The 17,037-nt window shown below is 30.2% G+C and carries 18 protein-coding genes, 1 other RNA gene and 1 pseudogene; 12 read left to right on the top strand and 8 right to left on the bottom strand.

The window, feature by feature from the left end; translation table 11 throughout:
• Positions 1-159 precede the first annotated feature (159 nt).
• Positions 160-807 (bottom strand): hypothetical protein, encoded by a 648-nt coding sequence (locus tag FBF02_RS00210; RefSeq protein ID WP_002860888.1) that lies wholly within the window; start codon positions 805-807, stop codon positions 160-162.
• A complete protein-coding gene (gene typA, locus FBF02_RS00215) occupies positions 807-2,615 on the bottom strand; it encodes a translational GTPase TypA (RefSeq protein WP_002859745.1) in 1,809 nt (602 codons plus the stop codon). Before typA ends, FBF02_RS00210 begins: the two co-directional genes overlap by 1 nt.
• 134 nt (positions 2,616-2,749) lie before the next feature.
• Here typA and FBF02_RS00220 point away from each other — a divergent pair, with 134 nt between their 5' ends.
• From FBF02_RS00220 to FBF02_RS00235, 4 genes are read left to right on the top strand one after another with little or no spacing between them, the layout of a single operon-like run.
• Entirely contained in the window at positions 2,750-3,073 is a 324-nt protein-coding gene (locus FBF02_RS00220) for a hypothetical protein (RefSeq protein WP_002824650.1), read from the top strand.
• 17 nt (positions 3,074-3,090) lie between these two features.
• On the top strand, positions 3,091-4,884 hold the full coding sequence (locus FBF02_RS00225) for a flagellar hook-length control protein FliK (RefSeq protein ID WP_075912916.1): 1,794 nt from the start codon (positions 3,091-3,093) through the stop codon (positions 4,882-4,884).
• Positions 4,885-4,937: 53 nt separating this feature from the next.
• On the top strand, positions 4,938-5,822 hold the full coding sequence (locus FBF02_RS00230; protein WP_002805290.1) for a flagellar basal body rod modification protein: 885 nt from the start codon (positions 4,938-4,940) through the stop codon (positions 5,820-5,822).
• 3 nt (positions 5,823-5,825) lie between these two features.
• A complete protein-coding gene (locus FBF02_RS00235) occupies positions 5,826-7,463 on the top strand; it encodes a flagellar hook protein FlgE (RefSeq protein WP_002805291.1) in 1,638 nt (545 codons plus the stop codon).
• A gap of 3 nt (positions 7,464-7,466) precedes the next feature.
• On the opposite strand, the gene FBF02_RS00240 is transcribed toward FBF02_RS00235, so the two are convergent.
• Positions 7,467-9,338 carry a flagellar assembly protein A gene (locus FBF02_RS00240; RefSeq protein ID WP_002866623.1) on the bottom strand — a complete coding sequence of 624 codons (1,872 nt, stop codon included), beginning with the start codon at positions 9,336-9,338 and terminating at the stop codon, positions 7,467-7,469.
• Positions 9,335-10,060, bottom strand: coding sequence for a bacteriohemerythrin (locus FBF02_RS00245; protein ID WP_002916395.1), 726 nt, complete (start codon positions 10,058-10,060; stop codon positions 9,335-9,337). The genes FBF02_RS00240 and FBF02_RS00245 overlap by 4 nt, the downstream gene beginning before the upstream one ends.
• A gap of 179 nt (positions 10,061-10,239) precedes the next feature.
• Here FBF02_RS00245 and ffs point away from each other — a divergent pair.
• The 6 genes from ffs to FBF02_RS00275 all read left to right on the top strand — a co-directional run bounded on the left by ffs (position 10,240) and on the right by FBF02_RS00275 (position 12,092).
• Positions 10,240-10,337: signal recognition particle sRNA small type (ffs, locus tag FBF02_RS00250), an RNA gene on the top strand.
• 155 nt (positions 10,338-10,492) lie between these two features.
• Complete coding sequence (locus FBF02_RS09000) at positions 10,493-10,798, top strand: anion permease (protein ID WP_002858819.1); 306 nt, start codon at positions 10,493-10,495, stop codon at positions 10,796-10,798.
• Between the two features lie 71 nt (positions 10,799-10,869).
• The gene (locus FBF02_RS00260) at positions 10,870-11,268 is read left to right on the top strand and encodes an SLC13 family permease (RefSeq protein WP_079254411.1); all 399 of its coding nucleotides are present in this window, start codon (positions 10,870-10,872) and stop codon (positions 11,266-11,268) included.
• A gap of 53 nt (positions 11,269-11,321) precedes the next feature.
• On the top strand, positions 11,322-11,546 hold the full coding sequence (locus FBF02_RS00265) for an anion permease (protein ID WP_002858834.1): 225 nt from the start codon (positions 11,322-11,324) through the stop codon (positions 11,544-11,546).
• 10 nt (positions 11,547-11,556) lie between these two features.
• The gene (locus FBF02_RS09005) at positions 11,557-11,724 is read left to right on the top strand and encodes an anion permease (protein WP_002858796.1); all 168 of its coding nucleotides are present in this window, start codon (positions 11,557-11,559) and stop codon (positions 11,722-11,724) included.
• Between the two features lie 122 nt (positions 11,725-11,846).
• Positions 11,847-12,092, top strand: a complete 246-nt coding sequence (locus tag FBF02_RS00275; RefSeq protein WP_002858802.1) for an anion permease — start codon at positions 11,847-11,849, stop codon at positions 12,090-12,092.
• 27 nt (positions 12,093-12,119) lie between these two features.
• Here FBF02_RS00275 and mnmA read toward each other — a convergent pair whose 3' ends face one another.
• From mnmA to FBF02_RS00295, 4 genes are all read right to left on the bottom strand, one after another.
• Positions 12,120-13,136 carry a tRNA 2-thiouridine(34) synthase MnmA gene (gene mnmA / locus FBF02_RS00280; RefSeq protein ID WP_002851977.1) on the bottom strand — a complete coding sequence of 339 codons (1,017 nt, stop codon included), beginning with the start codon at positions 13,134-13,136 and terminating at the stop codon, positions 12,120-12,122.
• Positions 13,136-13,741, bottom strand: a complete 606-nt coding sequence (locus tag FBF02_RS00285) for a TIGR00730 family Rossman fold protein (protein ID WP_002858801.1) — start codon at positions 13,739-13,741, stop codon at positions 13,136-13,138. Before FBF02_RS00285 ends, mnmA begins: the two co-directional genes overlap by 1 nt.
• 120 nt (positions 13,742-13,861) lie before the next feature.
• Positions 13,862-14,650 carry a hypothetical protein gene (locus FBF02_RS00290; protein WP_002858816.1) on the bottom strand — a complete coding sequence of 263 codons (789 nt, stop codon included), beginning with the start codon at positions 14,648-14,650 and terminating at the stop codon, positions 13,862-13,864.
• Positions 14,651-14,663: 13 nt separating this feature from the next.
• On the bottom strand, positions 14,664-15,311 hold the full coding sequence (locus tag FBF02_RS00295; RefSeq protein WP_002858832.1) for a hypothetical protein: 648 nt from the start codon (positions 15,309-15,311) through the stop codon (positions 14,664-14,666).
• 279 nt (positions 15,312-15,590) lie between these two features.
• Between FBF02_RS00295 and FBF02_RS00300 the strand changes: the two are divergent.
• Positions 15,591-16,443, top strand: a pseudogene (locus FBF02_RS00300) (hypothetical protein).
• Entirely contained in the window at positions 16,428-17,027 is a 600-nt protein-coding gene (locus FBF02_RS00305) for a C39 family peptidase (RefSeq protein WP_002858829.1), read from the top strand. The pseudogene FBF02_RS00300 and the gene FBF02_RS00305 overlap by 16 nt, the downstream one beginning before the upstream one ends.
• Positions 17,028-17,037 lie beyond the last annotated feature (10 nt).

Here is a 17,037-nt window from a genome sequence, read left to right on the forward strand (position 1 = left end):
TTGCAGTTCAAATTGATTTTAGTGTATTTTTTCTTAAATATTAAGCATAATAAGAATAATTTAAATAAAATTAAATTTTAAAGTGTTACTAAAAGTAATATATTTTTAAAGTATATAATTAATATTTATTAAAATTTTATGATATTAACTTTATGTTAATTATTTAAATAGTTTGTTTTTTATAGAGTTTAGATTTTCTTCTAAATTTTTGAAATTGTTTTCTAAATCTTTTTTTATATCTATAAAGAAAGGATTGCTTAAAGTAGCGATAAGATAATGATTTTCTTTAGAAAAGATATGATTTAAAGTGAAATTTTTATCTTTAAGTTTGATATAAATTTGGTCTTCGTTTTCAAAGCTAGGATTTTTGTTTGCACTTAAAATTTCGAGTAAAATTCCGCAAAAAAAGCGTTTGTTTTCGTCCAAAAACTGAATATCATAAATTTTAAAATCCTTAAATTCAAAGCAGTTTTGACTTTTAAATTCTTTCAAATCCTTTGTAAGCCCTAGTTTTAAAAAGTCTTTTTGGCTTAAACTTTGCTTTTTAAATTTCGCCCCAAAACGACGCAAAAACAAATTTAAAGCATCAATTTGTAATTCTTTTTGTGCGAGTTTTAGTTTTTTGGCTGTAAAACGAAAGAAAAAAACACCTACAAAAACAGCTAAAATCACTGCGATTAAGGCATCTCTTATAAAAACAAAGGCTAAAAAACCTACAAGTAAGGCTTCGATAATGCTTAGGAATTTTAAGATTCCTAAGCGTTTAAGTATATAAAGTCTATTATTTTCTAAGCTTTTTAAATCCATTAAGATTTTGCTTTTTCCATTCTTTTTCTTTGAGTTGGATCAAGATAGCGTTTGCGAACACGCACATTTACAGGCGTAACTTCTACAAGTTCATCTTCTTCTATCCACTCTAAAGCTCTTTCAAGGCTTAATTTTCTAGGTGGCACAAGCTTGATTGCATCATCGCTTCCACTTGCTCTTACATTGGTAAGATTCTTTCCTTTGATAGGATTAACATCTAAATCATTTGGACGAGAGTGCTCACCTATAATCATACCGGTATAAACTTTAGTTTGAGGCTCTATGAAAAGTACTCCACGCTCTTGAAGGTTAAACAAAGAATACCCTAAAGCCACGCCATTTTCCATAGAAATTAACGCTCCATTATTACGCTTTTCAACCGCACCGCTAAAAGGACGGAATTCTAAAAAGCTATGATTCATCACGCCTTCGCCTTTGGTATCAGTTAAAAACTGACTTCTAAAACCTATAAGTCCGCGTGCTGGAATTTCAAACTCAAGCCTTGTTTGTCCATCGCCCGTTGGTGCCATGGTTTTCATTTCAGCTTTTCTTTTGCCAAGTTTTTCTATTACCGCACCGCTAAATTCTTCAGGCACATCGATAACTAAATGTTCAAAAGGTTCTGTTTTAACTCCATCTTCAACTTTTACGATAACTTCAGGTCTTCCCATGCAAAACTCAAAACCTTCACGACGCATATTTTCAGCTAAAATAGTGATTTGAAGTTCGCCCCTACCGCTTACTTTAAATTTACCTTCGCCTGTGCTTTCGTATTTCATAGCAATATTAGTTTTCATTTCAGCTTCTAAGCGTTCAGCGATTTTATTTGAAGTTACATGTTTTCCTTCAGTTCCTGCTAATGGTCCATCATTTACAGAAAATACTATGCTTAAAGTCGGCTCTTCAATGTGTAAAGGATCAAGTGGCATAGGATTGTTTGGATCTACAACGCTATCACCCACATCTAAAGCTTCAAAACCTGCTATAGCTACGATATCTCCACTTCCTGCTTCTTCGATGTCCATTTTTTCTAAGCCCATAAAGCCAATGAGTTTTGAAATTCTACCATTTACCTTGGTACCATCAGCTTTTGCAAGCATTACGCTTTGGTTTTTCTTCACAACCCCATTGAAAATTCTAGCAATGCCTATTTTACCTACGAAATTATCATACCCCAAAGTGAAAACTTGAAGCTGCAAAGGATTTTCATCACTACCACTTGGAGCTGGAACGCGTTCAAGTATGGTTTTAAAAAGTGGCTCCATATTATCACTTTCATCGTTTAGATCAAGCTTAGCATAACCATTTTTTGCTGCAGCATAAACTATAGCAAAGTCAAGTTGCTCATCGTTTGCATCTAGGGCTACAAAAAGATCAAAAATTTCATTGATCACTCTTTCAGGATCAGCAGCTGGTTTGTCTATTTTGTTGATTACAACTATAGGTTTAAGCCCTAAAGATAAAGCTTTTTTAACCACGAATTTAGTTTGCGGCATAACGCCTTCTTGAGCATCTACTAAAAGCAAAACTCCATCAATCATTTTTAAAACGCGTTCTACTTCTCCGCCAAAATCAGCATGCCCTGGAGTATCTATGATGTTGATTTTTGTACCTTTGTAATTGATCGCTGTGTTTTTTGAAAGTATGGTAATGCCACGTTCTTTTTCTATATCGTTGCTATCCATAACGCGTTCTGAAATTTGTTCTCTTTCGCTAAAGGTGCCTGATTGTTTTAATAATTCATCTACCATAGTGGTTTTACCATGGTCAACGTGAGCTATAACTGCTATATTTCTAATGTTTTCCAAATTTTCTTCTCCAAAGCTAAATTTTTAAAAGCTTAGATTATACAAAAATTTAACTTAAACTACAAAGCATCAAAACTTGGAACACTTCTTGCTTTAAAGACTTGTGAAATTAAAATTTTAAAAAGGAAGTTAAAATGTCAAAACCATTAAATGAAGAGATTTTTATTGAATTTAAAAGCGATTTAGCTGAGAGAAAAAATGAAGTTTTACTTCAAGTTTTAGAACTTTTAGAAACTTTTAGATCAGATAAAAATGAAAAAATGGCAAGAATTTCAAGTGAGCTTACAGAAATTTTAGAAAATGAAGAAAATTTAGAAAAAATTTTAAATGCTAAAAATTTAGAAGAGCTTTTAAATATTTTAATTGCTTTAAATGAAGATAAGATGATTAAAGTATATGAAGATTCTTATTTGAAAGAAAAATTTCCTAATGTAATGGTAGATAAATTTTTAAAATAATTTTTTTTGAAGGAAAAGTGATGTCAAATTTAGCTCCGCAAAATGATGTTTTAAATCTTACGCCGAGTAAAACTTCTACTACTAGCAGTTCTTTTAGTAAAACTAGTAAAAATAAAGAACATGAAAGTAGTGATAGTAAAAATTCAACTCAAGATGATACGGAAAGTTTTTTAAATTCTTTGCTTAATTCTATCAATGAAACCAATGAATTTTTACCTGATCATATGAAGATCAGTCAAAAAGAAGTTGTTAATGAAGCGATGAGCAGACTTCAAAAAGGAGCTTTTGATGAGAGCGATAAGATAAGCATTTTCGAATCTGCTTCTTTTATGCAAATTCTTTCTTTGTTAGATAAGCTAAAAACAGATACAGCAGATGTTAAACTAGCAAATCTTTCTACTCAACTTTCAAGTCTTATTAAAACAGAGGCTAATTTTAATGCTTTAAAAGGTGCATCAAATCTTAGTGAGCTTTTGGACATAGCTAAAGATCTGGGCTTAAATGTAAAAAATATTAAAGTAGATCGTCTTCTTGATCTTAAAGCAACTTTTCCAAATTTAGATAAGGCTGATTTTTTTAAGGGTGCTGTGGATAATGTTTTTAAAGAAATCATCAATAATAAAATTTCCAATGTGAGTAAAAATTTAAATCACAATTTAGAAAATACAACTCATACTACAAGCACTCATTCTATGCAAAAAACAAATTCTAAAGATAGCGGTTCTTTGCTTTCTCAAACTTTAAAAAATTTAGATTCCATACTTTCATCCAAAGAAAGCAAACACGAAAAAAACGATAAAGTTAAATCAAAAATAGAAGAAGATACCACAGATGCTAAAAATACTTTAAAAAATATCAAAAATGATGAGTTTGCAAAAAATTTAACAGAAGAGTTAAATATAAAAGATAAAAAAAACCAAGATAATTTAAATAAAGAAAGCAAAGACTTAAACAAAGATTTTAATAAAGAGTTAAATAAAAATCAAGAAAAAAACAATTTAAATCAAGAAAATATACAAGATCAAAATAAAAATTTAAAGAACAATGATCAAAATTTAAATCTTGATAAAAATTTAAATAAAGAAATTGTCAAAGATACTCAGAAATTAGTTTCAAATTTAACACAAAAAGATTTTAATCTAAATAAAGAGCCTAAAAACAACAACAAAGAAAATAAAGATATAAAACAAAATTTCTTTGATCAAAAATTAAATTTTGAAAATTTAAATAAAACTCAAGTAGTTCAAAACAAAGAGAATAATGCAAATTTTAATAATAATACTACTAATAAAGAAACTTTTACTCAAGAGCAAACAAAAACGCACAGTGAAAATGTAGATAAAAATAGCTTAGATGAGTTAAATTCTTTAGTCAAAGATTTAAATAAAGTAACACAAAACAATGCTCGCAATATCACTCCTAAAGAAACTTTGCAGTATTTTTCACAAGATTTAAAAGAGGCTGTGGATCAATACAAAGCGCCTATTACTAAACTTAGTATCACTCTAAATCCTAATAATCTTGGAGAAGTGGAGGTAACTTTGATACAAAGAGGTAATAACCTTCATATCAATTTCAACTCCAATGCCAATGCAATGAATTTGTTTATCCAAAATCAAGCCGAGTTTAAAAATTCTCTTGTAAATATGGGATTTACTGGACTTGAAATGAATTTTAGTGATCAAGGTAAAAGAGAGCAAAATCAAAATCAAGGAAAAAATCGTAGTGGATATGGTTTTAAAGATGCTTTAGATGGAAAAAATGAAAGTGAAAAAGTCAATCTAGAGCTTGTTTTAGCGAAGTATTTTTAAATTGGAACACTTATTGCTTAAATAATAAAAAACTAAATAAAAAGGAGTTTATAATGATATCATCATCGGATTGGAATTTAAATACCACTGCTACAACTTCAGGTACTACTTCTTCAGGAAGTACTAGTGGAACAACTAGAACAGATTCAAGCAGTAGCTCAGGAATAGTGAGCAATCCAAATGCTACCTTAGATAAGGATGCGTTTTTAAAACTTCTTTTGATAGAGCTTCAACATCAAGATCCAACAGATCCTATGGATAGCGATAAAATGCTTACTCAAACTTCACAGCTTAGTGCACTTGAAATGCAGCAAAATACCAATACAACTATGCAAAAAATGGTTGAAACTATGCAAAAGCTTTCTGATTCTTTTAGTACAAGTATGAGTACTTCAGCTTTAGGGGCTATTGGTAAAATGGCAACTGTTTCAGATAATAAAATCAAACTTACAGGTGCAGATGAGCTTATCGCTCTTAAAATGTATTTGCCTGAAGATTCTGATGAAAACGGTGTTACGCTAGAAATTTATGATAGCAATAATAAACTTGTTTTCAGTGAAAAAAGCGATGCTAAATCTATTTCTCAAGGTTTATTTACTATGGAGTGGCCAGGAAGAAATAACGATGGGGTTTATGCAGGTGATGGTGAGTACACTGTTAAAATGGTTTATAATAATAAAAATGGTGAAAAAATCACTGCAAATTACGGAACTTATCCTATCGAAGGTGTTGTTTTTAAAGATGGTGTTGCCTATGCAAAAATGGCTGGACAAGAAGTTCCTTTTGATGCAATACAAGAAATAACAGATTATAAGCTTGGTTCATCTTCATCTACTGGAGGAAGCGGTTCAAGTGGAGACTCAAGTGGTGGTTCAAGCGATGGAGATTCTTCTGGGTCTGGATCTACAGAAGATGGCGACAAAGAGGAAAAGGCATAAGCCATGATGAATTCATTTTATAATGGGATTTCTGGAGTAAAAAGCAATAGCTTTGGTATTGATATCACTGCTAATAACATAGCAAATGTCAATACCACGGGCTTTAAATACTCTGATGCTCAATTTAAAGATATTTTTTATACTACCATAACAACCCAATCAACCAACCCTGCTCAAGGTGGTTATGGTAGCGGTGCAGCATCTTCTCAAGTTGTTTTCGAACAGGGTTCTCCTGTTGCAAGTGATGGCGAATTTGATGTGGCTTTGCAAGGAAAAGGATTTTTTGGGGTTTTAGGGGCTGATGGCAATGCTTACTATACTAGAAATGGATCATTTAGAAGAGATGCCAATGGATATTTGGTAGATTCTTATGGAAATTTTGTTTTAGGAACAATGAATCCTGCTTTTACTGGTATTAACTATAGCGATAGAGTTGCTGGGCTTATGGGGGATTATCTTAACACAGGAACTCCGGTAAATAATGGTTTTACTGTAAATTCAAATAATTCTTTCAGTATAGGCACAACCGCTTCTCAAGGGGCTATTAAAGTACCTGTGAATATGTATTTACCTCCTCAAGTAACTCAAAATGTAAAATGGAGTGGAAGTTTAAATACTAACACAACAACAGAAGTAGTTAAAGTAGATCTTGATCCTAGTAAATTTAACATTACAAAAACTGAAGATGGAAAATATGTAGTTAGTGGTAGTGTTAGCAAAGAAGATGTGTTTAGTGCTAAAGCGGGTGATAGGATTATTTTAAATTTCACTGATGATAATGGCGTAAAAACAAGCTTTGAAGCGACTTTAGATGAAAATCTAAATTTTAAAAGTAACGAGCTTGATTTAAAAGGATTGGATGAAAATAGCATCAAGCTTGATACAGCTCAAATTTCAACAGAGCAACAAAAAGCCAATAAAGATATTTTAGAATCCCCTATTTATAATGCAGATGGAAGTAAAAGCACTTTAAGGGTTACACTTGAAAGAGTTTTACCGCAAGAAGGCGATAATATACAATATAAAGCTATTGCACAAATTTATGATTCTAATGGCAATGCCGTAGGCAATCCGACTGAAGGAAATATGGTTTTTGATAAAAATGGTGCTTTGCTTCAAAACAATATTACAAGCATTGCAAATCCAAATGGTGGAACAATTAATATTGATTTAGGTTCTCCTTATGATGCTAACAAGCCTGGTTCGGGTTATAGTGGGATTTATATTAAACAAGGCGTCGAAAAAAATGTAGTTACACAACAAGATGGTGTAGCTGAAGGGTTTTTTGAACAATATAATATATCCGATGATGGAAGTATTGTTGCGCAATTTAGCAATGGTAAAAATGCCATAGTTGGAAAGCTTGCTTTATATAATTTTATCAATGAGCAAGGATTAGTTGCTATGGGAGATAATATTTTTGCAGCAACGGCAAATAGCGGTGATGCAAGTTTTATTATGAAAGATGGTCAAGTTGTTAATACAGCTAAATTTAAAGGCGGATTCTTAGAACAATCAAATGTTGATTTAAGCGCAGAGCTTTCAAACCTTATCGTAACTCAAAAAGCCTTTGATGCAAGCTCAAAAAGTATCACTACAAGTGATCAGATGATACAAAAAGCCATTAATATGAAAAGATAATTCTTAGGAATTATCTTTTTCTAATTTTTCAAAAATAATTTTAATTTCTTCTATGTCGCTTTCGCTATAATTATGGCTTGATTTAATATAACTTACTTGCTGTCCTTTTTCAAGATATAAAACCTTTTCATAGTCTTTTAAATTTATATGATGTTTTAGTTCAAGGTTGGTGTTTGTGTTAGGATAAAATTTTAAAAAATTATCCTCTCCGATATTTTCGGCTTTTATGTATATTTTTACATTGTAAACCATTTCATTTAAGAAATTTAATTTCGCATCAATTTGATATTTTAATTTTATAAATTTTTTATACGAAATGCTAAGATGATTGTATTTTTTTATGATATCGTGATAAAGATTTGAAAATTTCATTTCTATGGCGTTAGGATTTTTAGTCTTTTGAAGTTTGATGATTTTGATTTGATTTTTGATTAGATAATCATAGTAATTTTGCATTTTGCTTATGGTGTCATCAAGCTTACTTTTTATTTTAAGGCTTAGATTTTTAAGATTTTCGCATTCTGTATCTGAGTTGTTTTCAATAGAAACTAGTGGTGAAACTACGATATTGTTTTTAAATTTTATATTGTTTGTTATGATTAGATTTTTTCTTGGATATAAAGTATTATCCGTTAGTAAATTGCAAATATAAATATTTTCTGCTTCTATTTTTCCACCCATGCAGTTTTCAACAAATACATTTTTAGCTATAATTGTCCCATTTTCTAAATTTTTTATATATACAGTGTCAGCTTGCAAAGTTCCTTTGTGTGTTGTAATAAAAATATCTTGTGCAAAAATTTCGCTTTTTGCATGAGTTAAGCCTTTGATACTGATATTTTTTCCATAAAGTTTTGTTGCTCCAACATTCCCATTTACTTTTATATTTGAAGCTTGAACATTTACAATACCTGATTTAATAGCATCATCACTTATATCAAAATTAGTGATTTCTAAGTTTATATTTTCATCGATATTTGTTTTGATTGAACCGGTTGTTTTAAGCCCTATTTGTGATAATTTTAAATTATTTGCGATACAATATCCTGTATGATCTTTGTTTAAAAATCCATAATTGGCGCTAAAATATTTAATTCTATCTTCTAATTCTTCTGTGTAAATGCTTTCATCTTTTATGATAAAAGGATTATCAAGAAAGGCTATTGGATTTAAATGAAGTATCTCTCCTCTTAAATTTCGTCCTTCTTTTCCAAGAATTCTATAAATGTATTCAAAAAGTAGCTCATTTTTTTCAATAGGTTTACAGTAGTTTCCTTCATCATAGTTAATATTTTCGTCAAAACATTCTTCGTTAACATCTCTATGATAAATAATTTCATCACTTTTATGTTCAATCTTATCTACACCTTTGGCAATTTCAAGCTCTATTTCTTTAATAGATGGACTTTTTTGTATTGATAAGATAAAATCATCAATCTTGTCAAATAAATTTTTATCAAGTCTTAAGATTAAAAATTTTTGTTTGATCATTATTTTGTAGATATTTTGTAAAATATCAAATTTTAAATTAGGATAATATTTAAAATTTTCTGTAAGGTTGATACTGGCTTTTAGATGGGTTAGGTTGGAGTTGGATCTAAGTTTGACTGTAAAAGGAAAACTTTGGGTTTTTGGGTAAATTTCTATAAGAAATTTTTGCACTATGGTATTGTAGTTTTTTACAAAAAAATCATCTGCATAAAATAAGTCAAAATCCTTTCTTTCATAAGTTTTTGTTTTTGCTGGTTTTACACTAGAACACAGAAGTTTAAAATCTATAACTCTAAAATCAAGAATTTGTTCTGTGTTTGCTTGTTCGTGATTTAAACTTTCGAAAGGATTGAAAGTTTCTAAGGTTTTTACTTGAAAATTCATCTATCCCCCCCCCCCATATCATTTTTTTGAGTCGTGAAATGGTGATTTTGTAGTGCATCTTCAAAAATAGCATTGAATTTTTCGAAATTTTGATTCAAATCAAAATAATCCAAATGAACTAAAATTTGCCCACATTTTTCGCACTTTAAGGTATTTTCTTTGCTAACAAGCTCTTGATGTATAGTCTGTGGAACTGCATGGATACGCAAAGAACAATTGCAAATATAATCATAGGTTTTTTCAGCTCTTAGGTCTTGTTTGATTGATTTTAGTTTTATGTATTGTTCTAAGGTATAATGGATTTCTTGAAGGTGTAGGGCTTTTTTTGTAAAATTAGCTATCCATAAATCTTCATTAGCAAAATGATCTAAAATCCAATCTTTGGTTAATATGGAAAGTTCTTGAGACATTTTTACAATATTATCTGAATGCTCTAAAAGCTTTTTGGTTTTTTCTACTAATATTTGATGAGATTTTTTATGTTCTTCAATCAAAGGAAAATCAATGCTTTCCATAAATTTTTCTTCATCTTTAAAATGAATTTTGATGTATTGAAATAGCTTTACAAGAATTTGTTTTAAATCATTTTTGTGTTGTGTATTATTATCTTGAATGTTTAGAGCTAAATCATTTGCAAGATTGGTAATTTCAAAAATTAGTTCGTGTTGTTTGTCTAATTGCATATTTTTAATGCTAAAATCTCTACTCCATTTAACTTCCATATTTTTCCTTTTTGGATGTAATAATTATTTTTATATCGTATTTTTTGAAAATAAAATAATAATTTGACAAATGAATTTTTAAAATTCTTATAAAAACAATGGATTGATTGCAAATTTATATATTGAATCTTAACAACTCAAGGCTTTTTAAGTATATTATGATATAATTTTTAAGCCTTTTCTTAGACCTGTGCAATGCTATTTTTAAGCACCGCTTCAGGGTGGGAACACAGCAGAGCACTTGATTTTAGTGTGTGCCGCAGTTATCTGGGGAAGGGTTTTATTCATTTTAAAATTCCCATTTTTCAATTAGGCTAGCTTTTTTATAAATTAAAAATTTATTTAAAAATTATAATTTTAAGATTTATTAAAATATTAGTTAACTAGAATTTAAGCATTGTAAATTACATTACCAATATCAAAGGATAAACAATGGATAGAAAGAAAATTCCCTTGTTGGTGCTGTGTATTTTAATTGCAGCTGTGTTTTGGCTTGTACCTACTCCTGTAGGTTTGGAAGATAATTCTTGGCATTTTCTTGGGCTTTTTATTGCTGTGATTATGGCAGTGATTTTACAAGTAATGCCTTTTATAGCTATTGCCATAGTAGCTCTTAGTGGGTATTACCACTACCCAATTGAAAATCTAAGTAAAATTTACACCAAAGCTACTTCGAAAACTTCTACGCAACAACTTATTGATGAGACTAAAATTTCCTTTAAATACTTCAGCACTTGATTTTTTATATCAAAAGAGCATAAGATGAAAAGGTAAATACTGCTATATCAAATTTAAAATCTAAAACGGGCATAAAAGATGCTTTAAGTGGTTTTTCAAATTCTCTTATTTGGTTTATAGTGATTTCTATTATTGTGGCTCGTGGAGTTATTAAAACAGGACTTGGAGAGCATTTGGCTTATCATTTTATCAGTATTCTTGGTAAAAAAACCTTAGGTATTGCTTATTCTATAGCTTTTTGTGAAACTATTTTAGCTCCAGTTACTCCTTCAAATACTGCAAGAGCAGGGGCTATCATAAATCCTATAGTTCAAGTTATTGCAAGAAGTTTTAAATCCACTCCTGAAGATGGAACACAAAATAAAATAGGCACTTATCTTTCTTTGGTAAATTATCAAGAGCCAATCCTATTTCATCAGCTATGTTTATTACAGCTACAGCTCCAAATCCTTTGGTGGTTGATCTTATAGCACAAGCTACAAATTTAGAAGTGTATTTAACTTGGGGGTAATAGGCTTTAGGGATGTTTTTACCTGGTATAGCTGCTATGCTTTTGATGCCTTTGATGCTTTATTTTCTCTCTCCGCTAGAAATTAAATCCACGCCTAATGCTTCTACTTTTGCTAAAGATAAATTAAAAGAACTTGTAAAAATGAAAAATAGTGAAAAAATCATACTCAGTGTTTTTGTCTCGCTTTTACTTTTATGGGCTGGAGCTTTGGGCTTGTTTTTTTGGAATTTCTCTTGATGCGACTAGTGTGGCTTTGCTTGGGTTGTCTTTGGTGTTGATTAGTGGAGTTTTAACTTTTGGGGAAGTTTTGGCTGAAAAAGCTGCTTGGAATACTTTAGTATGGTTTTCAGCTCTTGTAATGATGGCAACTTTATTTGGCAAACTTGGCGTTACACAGTTTTTAGCTGAAGCTTAAGGTGAATTTGCTTCTGCTATGGGACTTGGGGAAATTTCTATTATGATATTTTTAAGCCTTGCTTTTTTTATATACACACTATTTCTTTGCTTCCATTACAGCTCATATATCAGCAATGTTTTTTGTTTTTTATAGTGCAGCTTGCCTTAGGAGCACCACCACTTTTTTATGCTTTTATTATGATAGCTTCAGGTAATGTTATGATGGCATTAACTCACTATGCAATAGGAACAGCTCCTGTTATTTTTGGAACAGGCTGTGTAACTCTTAAAAAATGGTGGAGTATAGGTTTTGTGATTTCCATAGTTGATATAGTGGTGATGATAGCTGTTGGGCTTTTTTGGTGGAAAATTTTAGGATTTTATTAATAATTTCTAGGAATTAATTCCTAGAAATTATTCTATAAAACCACTTGCTATGACTTTATCATGATCATAAAAGACTGCCATTTGTCCGCTAGCAAGCCCATAAACAGGATCTTTTAGGATGATTTTTGCACTTTTATCTTCATAAATTTCTACCTTGCAAGGTGTGGATTTTGAACGATAGCGGATTTTTACTTCGCAATCAAGCTCTTTAGCGTCTATAAAAAGATTGATATTTTTTAGGTTAAATTCACTGATTTTAAGTTCTTCTTTGGTTCCTACGATGATTTGGTTTTGCTTAGGATTGATTTTTAAAACAAAATGCGGCTCATGCGCTCCACGCACTTCAAAGCCTCTTCTTTTGCCTATGGTATAGTGCATATAGCCCTCATGTTTGCCTACTACTTTTCCGCTACTATCTAATACTTCTCCAGGAATTTTTGTATCCATAAACTGATCTAAAACTTGCACATAAGTATCTTCAACAAAGCAAATTTCAGAACTTTCCTTTTGGGTGGCAAAAGATTTTAAAACCTCTATAGTGGAAGCAAATTTTTTCACATCTTCTTTTTTCATTTCGCCTAGCGGAAAAATAAGATATTTTAAAGCTTCTTTATCTGCACTGGCCAAAAAATAGCTTTGATCCTTGCTTTCATCTACTGCGGTTTTTATTAAGTTGTTTTCAAGTCTTGCATAATGCCCTGTGGCAAGTTTTTCACAACCTAAACTTTTAGCAAATTCTAAAAGTTTTCCAAGTTTGATAAAACGGTTACATAAAGCGCAAGGATTTGGTGTTTTACCCTCTTTATAAGTATCCACAAAAGGCATGTAAACTTTGTTTTTAAAATCTTCTTGTAAGTCTAAAATATGATAAGGAATTTGCAAAAAGTTTGCAACTTTTTCTACTTTTTTGATATTTTCTTCGTGATAATTTGGTTTGCCATGAAGTTTCATATAACAACCTATAACTTCATGACCTAAATTTTTAAGTTTATAAGCAGTGACTGTACTATCAACTCCACCGCTCATAGCGACTAGAATTTTCATTAAATTTCCTTTAAAGTATTAATTATAAAATCCAAGTCGTCAGTGATTTTATACTTTAACTCATCTCCTTTAGAAATCACTTCAAGTTTGAGTAAAGAATTTCTGACGAACTCATCAAAACCTCGCCAAAATTCACTCCCAAACAAAATAATAGGAACATCTTTTTTAAATTCTAATTGTTTTAATGTAAGAATTTCACACAATTCATCAAGTGTTCCAAAGCCGCCTGGGAAGATCACAAAAGCTAGACTCTTTTCAATAAGAGCCATTTTGCGTATGGCTAAGCTCTCAAAAGTAATATTATATTCTACAAAATCATTAAGTTTTTGCTCGTGAGGTAAAAATATATTAAACCCTACAGAACTCATTGAATTTGTATTATTTTTTTGTGAAAAAGCACCTTCGTTGGCTGCACGCATAATACCACCACCTCCACCACTTATCACACAAAAACCATTTTGAGCACATTTTTGTGCCAAAATTTTAGCCTGCTGATAATAAAAATTATCTTCTTTAAGTCTTGCTGAACCAAAAAAAGTTACGGCATTTTTTAGGTTTGGTATGTTAGCAAATTTTTCTAAATCTTGGCTTATTTTTTCATTCATTTTTCAACCTTTAGTTAAAATAAATTCCATTCTAGCTAAAAATTTATAATAAGTTCTTTATTATATAAGTTTTAATAGGTTTATTTTATTAAGATTAGGAATTTAAAGACTTTTAAATCCTTAAGCTTTAATATCTATACTTTTTGGTGTAGAATTTAAAGAAAGGATTTTATTAAATTCTCCTGCATCATCATCACTAAATTTCATACCAAAAAGAAGTTCTAATTCTTTACTAGTGCTAAATTTACCTTCTAATAGTTTTTTTACAAGTTCGTTTCTTGTGCTATCATCTTTGTAAGTTTCTTTGTTTTTACTTTCGCCTTGAATGGCTTTGAAGGGTTTTTCACTTTGTTGAGTGATAATTTCATCATCACTAGAAAGCAACATTTTATCACCCATAGCCATTTCGTATTCTTTCACAAATTCATCGTGTCTTTGCTTAAAATCTATGTATTTAGTTTTAAACTCATTTAAGCTTAAATCTTTACTTATAAGTGCGTCAAATTCTTTATAAAATTCATCGGCTTTTTTGATGATGTCGTAGCCCAAATGAAACATCTTAGAATAAGAAACAAAAAAACCTAACATCATTTTCTCCGTAGTTGGGTCCCATTTTGTATAAGCAGGATTAAAATCTTTTAAAGGGGATTTTTCTATTTTATTGGGGTCTTTTAAAGCATTTGACTTCATAAAGTTGTTAAATTCTTGCATATCTTTTTTGCTAATACTTTCATCAAGTCCGAATATTTTAGGATTATACTCAAATTTTTTTCCACGATAAGGCAAAGCACCTTCTCCTGTTATAACGGCTACTCCGTGTTTGTTGATTTTAAAATCAATATTTTTATCTTGTTTAAAATTTGAAGTGTTATAATCATAGTTTAAATTTGAGTTTAGACTATTTATCATTAGTTTTTCCTCTTTACTTGATAGAATACCCACCAAGATATCTTTCTAAAAAGTCTTTATAGTTTGAACTGATTTCCTTAACTACTCTGTAATTATTCAAAACAGGACTTGATTTTACTCTATACCAAGAACCTGATTGTTCGTTGATTACAGCCACTCCATAAGAAAAATACACAAATCTTTTTCCTAAATTAGAAATACCAATATTTCTTTTCACAGTATATCCAAGAAAGTTACGATAAGGGTCATCGCCCACTATACTCATAGTTTCCCAAAGTCTTTTTTGATTGATATAGGAATGCTTACCATTAACCAAACAATTTGTAGTTTCTATACCGCACATTCCACCAAATCGAACAAGTCCTTCTCTATTCCAATAATATTGATCTCCGTTACTATCTTGAAATAAAGTTAATTCCAAATTCCAATCAGGTTTGGCAAAGGCTATAACTTCATTATCACTAAGTCGTTTTAAATAGGTTATATACCCACCCTTCACTTCTTTCATCTCTTCAAGGCTGAGTTCTTTGACACCCGGGCTTGTATCGCTTAAGGCACCTTTTGTGAGTTTAGCTAAAAAATCCTCAGCAAAAACAGAACTAGTCAGTAAAGAAGTTAAAGCTAATAAAGCAAAAATCTTTTTTATTGAAAATCCTTTCATAAATTCTTTTTGTAAGTTCTTTAAAACTACTATCGACTTATTCTAGCAAAAGTTTAATCTTGCTTTGAAAGTTAAGTGAATTTTCTTTAAATACTTAAAATTTTATTCTCGGTTTGTTTGCTTTTGTAATAAATTTTCATTTTTATCTTAAATTATATTAAGCAAGTAAAAATATTTAAAGATTTTAAAATACTTTATTTAGAATAATAAACTTTTCAATATCAAGGATTAAATTTTAAAATTAACTTGAGCTGATTATTTAAAATGTAAGGATTGACAATGAAAAAAATTTTCTTAACATTTATGGTTTTAGTTAATTGTGTTTTTGCTAGCGATGAACTAAATATAGACAGTTTATTTAAAAAGCAAATAGGCTTAAGAAGCATTGCAAGCTTTTCTTTACTTAGCACAGGAAACGCAAACTCGTATTCTCTTTATCCTAATATAACAATAGGCGGAGATCCTACAATTTGGAATGATACAAAGCAAGTGTTTTTAACTCAAACTTTCATTTATACCCTAACACCTAAGTTTGACATACTTATTTCAGGGGGTGGAAGCTATGCAAGACAAGAATATACAAATTTTTTCACAAATGCATATTCCCATAAAGATCGCATAGGATTTGATAATCTATGGCTAGGTTTTATTTATACAGGCGATAGCATTGCAGATTTAATTCCACAAATTACCTTTCAAACTGCAGTTGTTCAAAGAGAAAAAGCAATCAATCAAACCAAAAACTTTTATCTGAAATCACAAAGCTTACAAGCTAGTTTGAGGGGATATAGCGATCCTGTTTTATAGTATTTATACAGGATTTGGTTATAATCAATCAAGAAAATTTAAAACCCTTAAAATAGAGTATGGAAATAGTATTTATGTGGGTGGGGATTTATCTATTATTCTAAGTCCTAAAATTACTTTAGATTTAGGAGCAGAGCAAAGATTTCAAATGAAACAAAAAATCAATGGCTATCAAAATTCTGAAGTGCGTTCTATTCCAACTTTAAGTTTAGGTTCTACTTATAGCATTAATTCAGATACCGCAGTTTCTGTTAATGCTAGTTTTGGAGGAAGCTCTGCTTCTCCTGATAGCATATTTGGGATAAGCTTATGGAAAAAATTCTAAAAATTTTATTATTTTTACCCATTCTTGCTTTGAGTACAAAAGCCGAATGGGTAGTTAAGTCTTATCAAGAAATTAAAAACGAAAGAGTAATAAGACAAACTTATGAGCAATCTTGTGGTGCTTCATCTTTAGCAACTTTACTTAATATACTTGATGATCAAAAAAAGTTTGATGAACTTGAACTTTTAAAGATTATGAGCGGACAAGAACTTTATACGGATATGGTAAGCTTTGCAGATTTAAACGATGCAGTTAAAAAACTAGACTTTCAAAGCAATTCATATCAAATCAATAGAGAAAACTTGGATAAACTTGTAAATATTCCAATGCTTGTAAAAATTGAAGATGATCCACGCTTTCCACATTTTGTTATAATTATCAATCATGAAGGTAATTATTTACAAGTGCTTGATCCAAGTCATGGAGAATATATAAGTTCTAAAAGTCAATTTTTTAGTATTTGGGATAGATATAATAAAGGTGGTTATGCTTTAATTGTTGCTCCTAAAAAAGAGCTAAAACCTTTTAAGTTAAACACTCCAAAATCTTTACATTTTGATTTCAGCCCTTTTAGTTTGTTTTAGTTTTAATTCG

Origin of the sequence: Campylobacter sp. CFSAN093226 (assembly GCF_012897595.1) — a bacterium.
Taxonomy (GTDB): domain Bacteria; phylum Campylobacterota; class Campylobacteria; order Campylobacterales; family Campylobacteraceae; genus Campylobacter_D; species Campylobacter_D jejuni.

What these genes read in the sequence shown, in the direction of transcription:
- FBF02_RS00210 (WP_002860888.1), bottom strand. Translation starts at nt 807, where the DNA reads ATGGATTTAAAAAGCTTAGAAAATAATAGACTTTATATACTTAAACGC.
- FBF02_RS00220 (WP_002824650.1), top strand. Translation starts at nt 2,750, where the DNA reads ATGTCAAAACCATTAAATGAAGAGATTTTTATTGAATTTAAAAGCGAT.
- FBF02_RS00230 (WP_002805290.1), top strand. Translation starts at nt 4,938, where the DNA reads ATGATATCATCATCGGATTGGAATTTAAATACCACTGCTACAACTTCA.
- FBF02_RS00235 (WP_002805291.1), top strand. Translation starts at nt 5,826, where the DNA reads ATGATGAATTCATTTTATAATGGGATTTCTGGAGTAAAAAGCAATAGC.
- FBF02_RS00240 (WP_002866623.1), bottom strand. Translation starts at nt 9,338, where the DNA reads ATGAATTTTCAAGTAAAAACCTTAGAAACTTTCAATCCTTTCGAAAGT.
- FBF02_RS00245 (WP_002916395.1), bottom strand. Translation starts at nt 10,060, where the DNA reads ATGGAAGTTAAATGGAGTAGAGATTTTAGCATTAAAAATATGCAATTA.
- FBF02_RS09000 (WP_002858819.1), top strand. Translation starts at nt 10,493, where the DNA reads ATGGATAGAAAGAAAATTCCCTTGTTGGTGCTGTGTATTTTAATTGCA.
- FBF02_RS00265 (WP_002858834.1), top strand. Translation starts at nt 11,322, where the DNA reads ATGTTTTTACCTGGTATAGCTGCTATGCTTTTGATGCCTTTGATGCTT.
- mnmA (WP_002851977.1), bottom strand. Translation starts at nt 13,136, where the DNA reads ATGAAAATTCTAGTCGCTATGAGCGGTGGAGTTGATAGTACAGTCACT.
- FBF02_RS00285 (WP_002858801.1), bottom strand. Translation starts at nt 13,741, where the DNA reads ATGAATGAAAAAATAAGCCAAGATTTAGAAAAATTTGCTAACATACCA.
- FBF02_RS00290 (WP_002858816.1), bottom strand. Translation starts at nt 14,650, where the DNA reads ATGATAAATAGTCTAAACTCAAATTTAAACTATGATTATAACACTTCA.
- FBF02_RS00295 (WP_002858832.1), bottom strand. Translation starts at nt 15,311, where the DNA reads ATGAAAGGATTTTCAATAAAAAAGATTTTTGCTTTATTAGCTTTAACT.
- FBF02_RS00305 (WP_002858829.1), top strand. Translation starts at nt 16,428, where the DNA reads ATGGAAAAAATTCTAAAAATTTTATTATTTTTACCCATTCTTGCTTTG.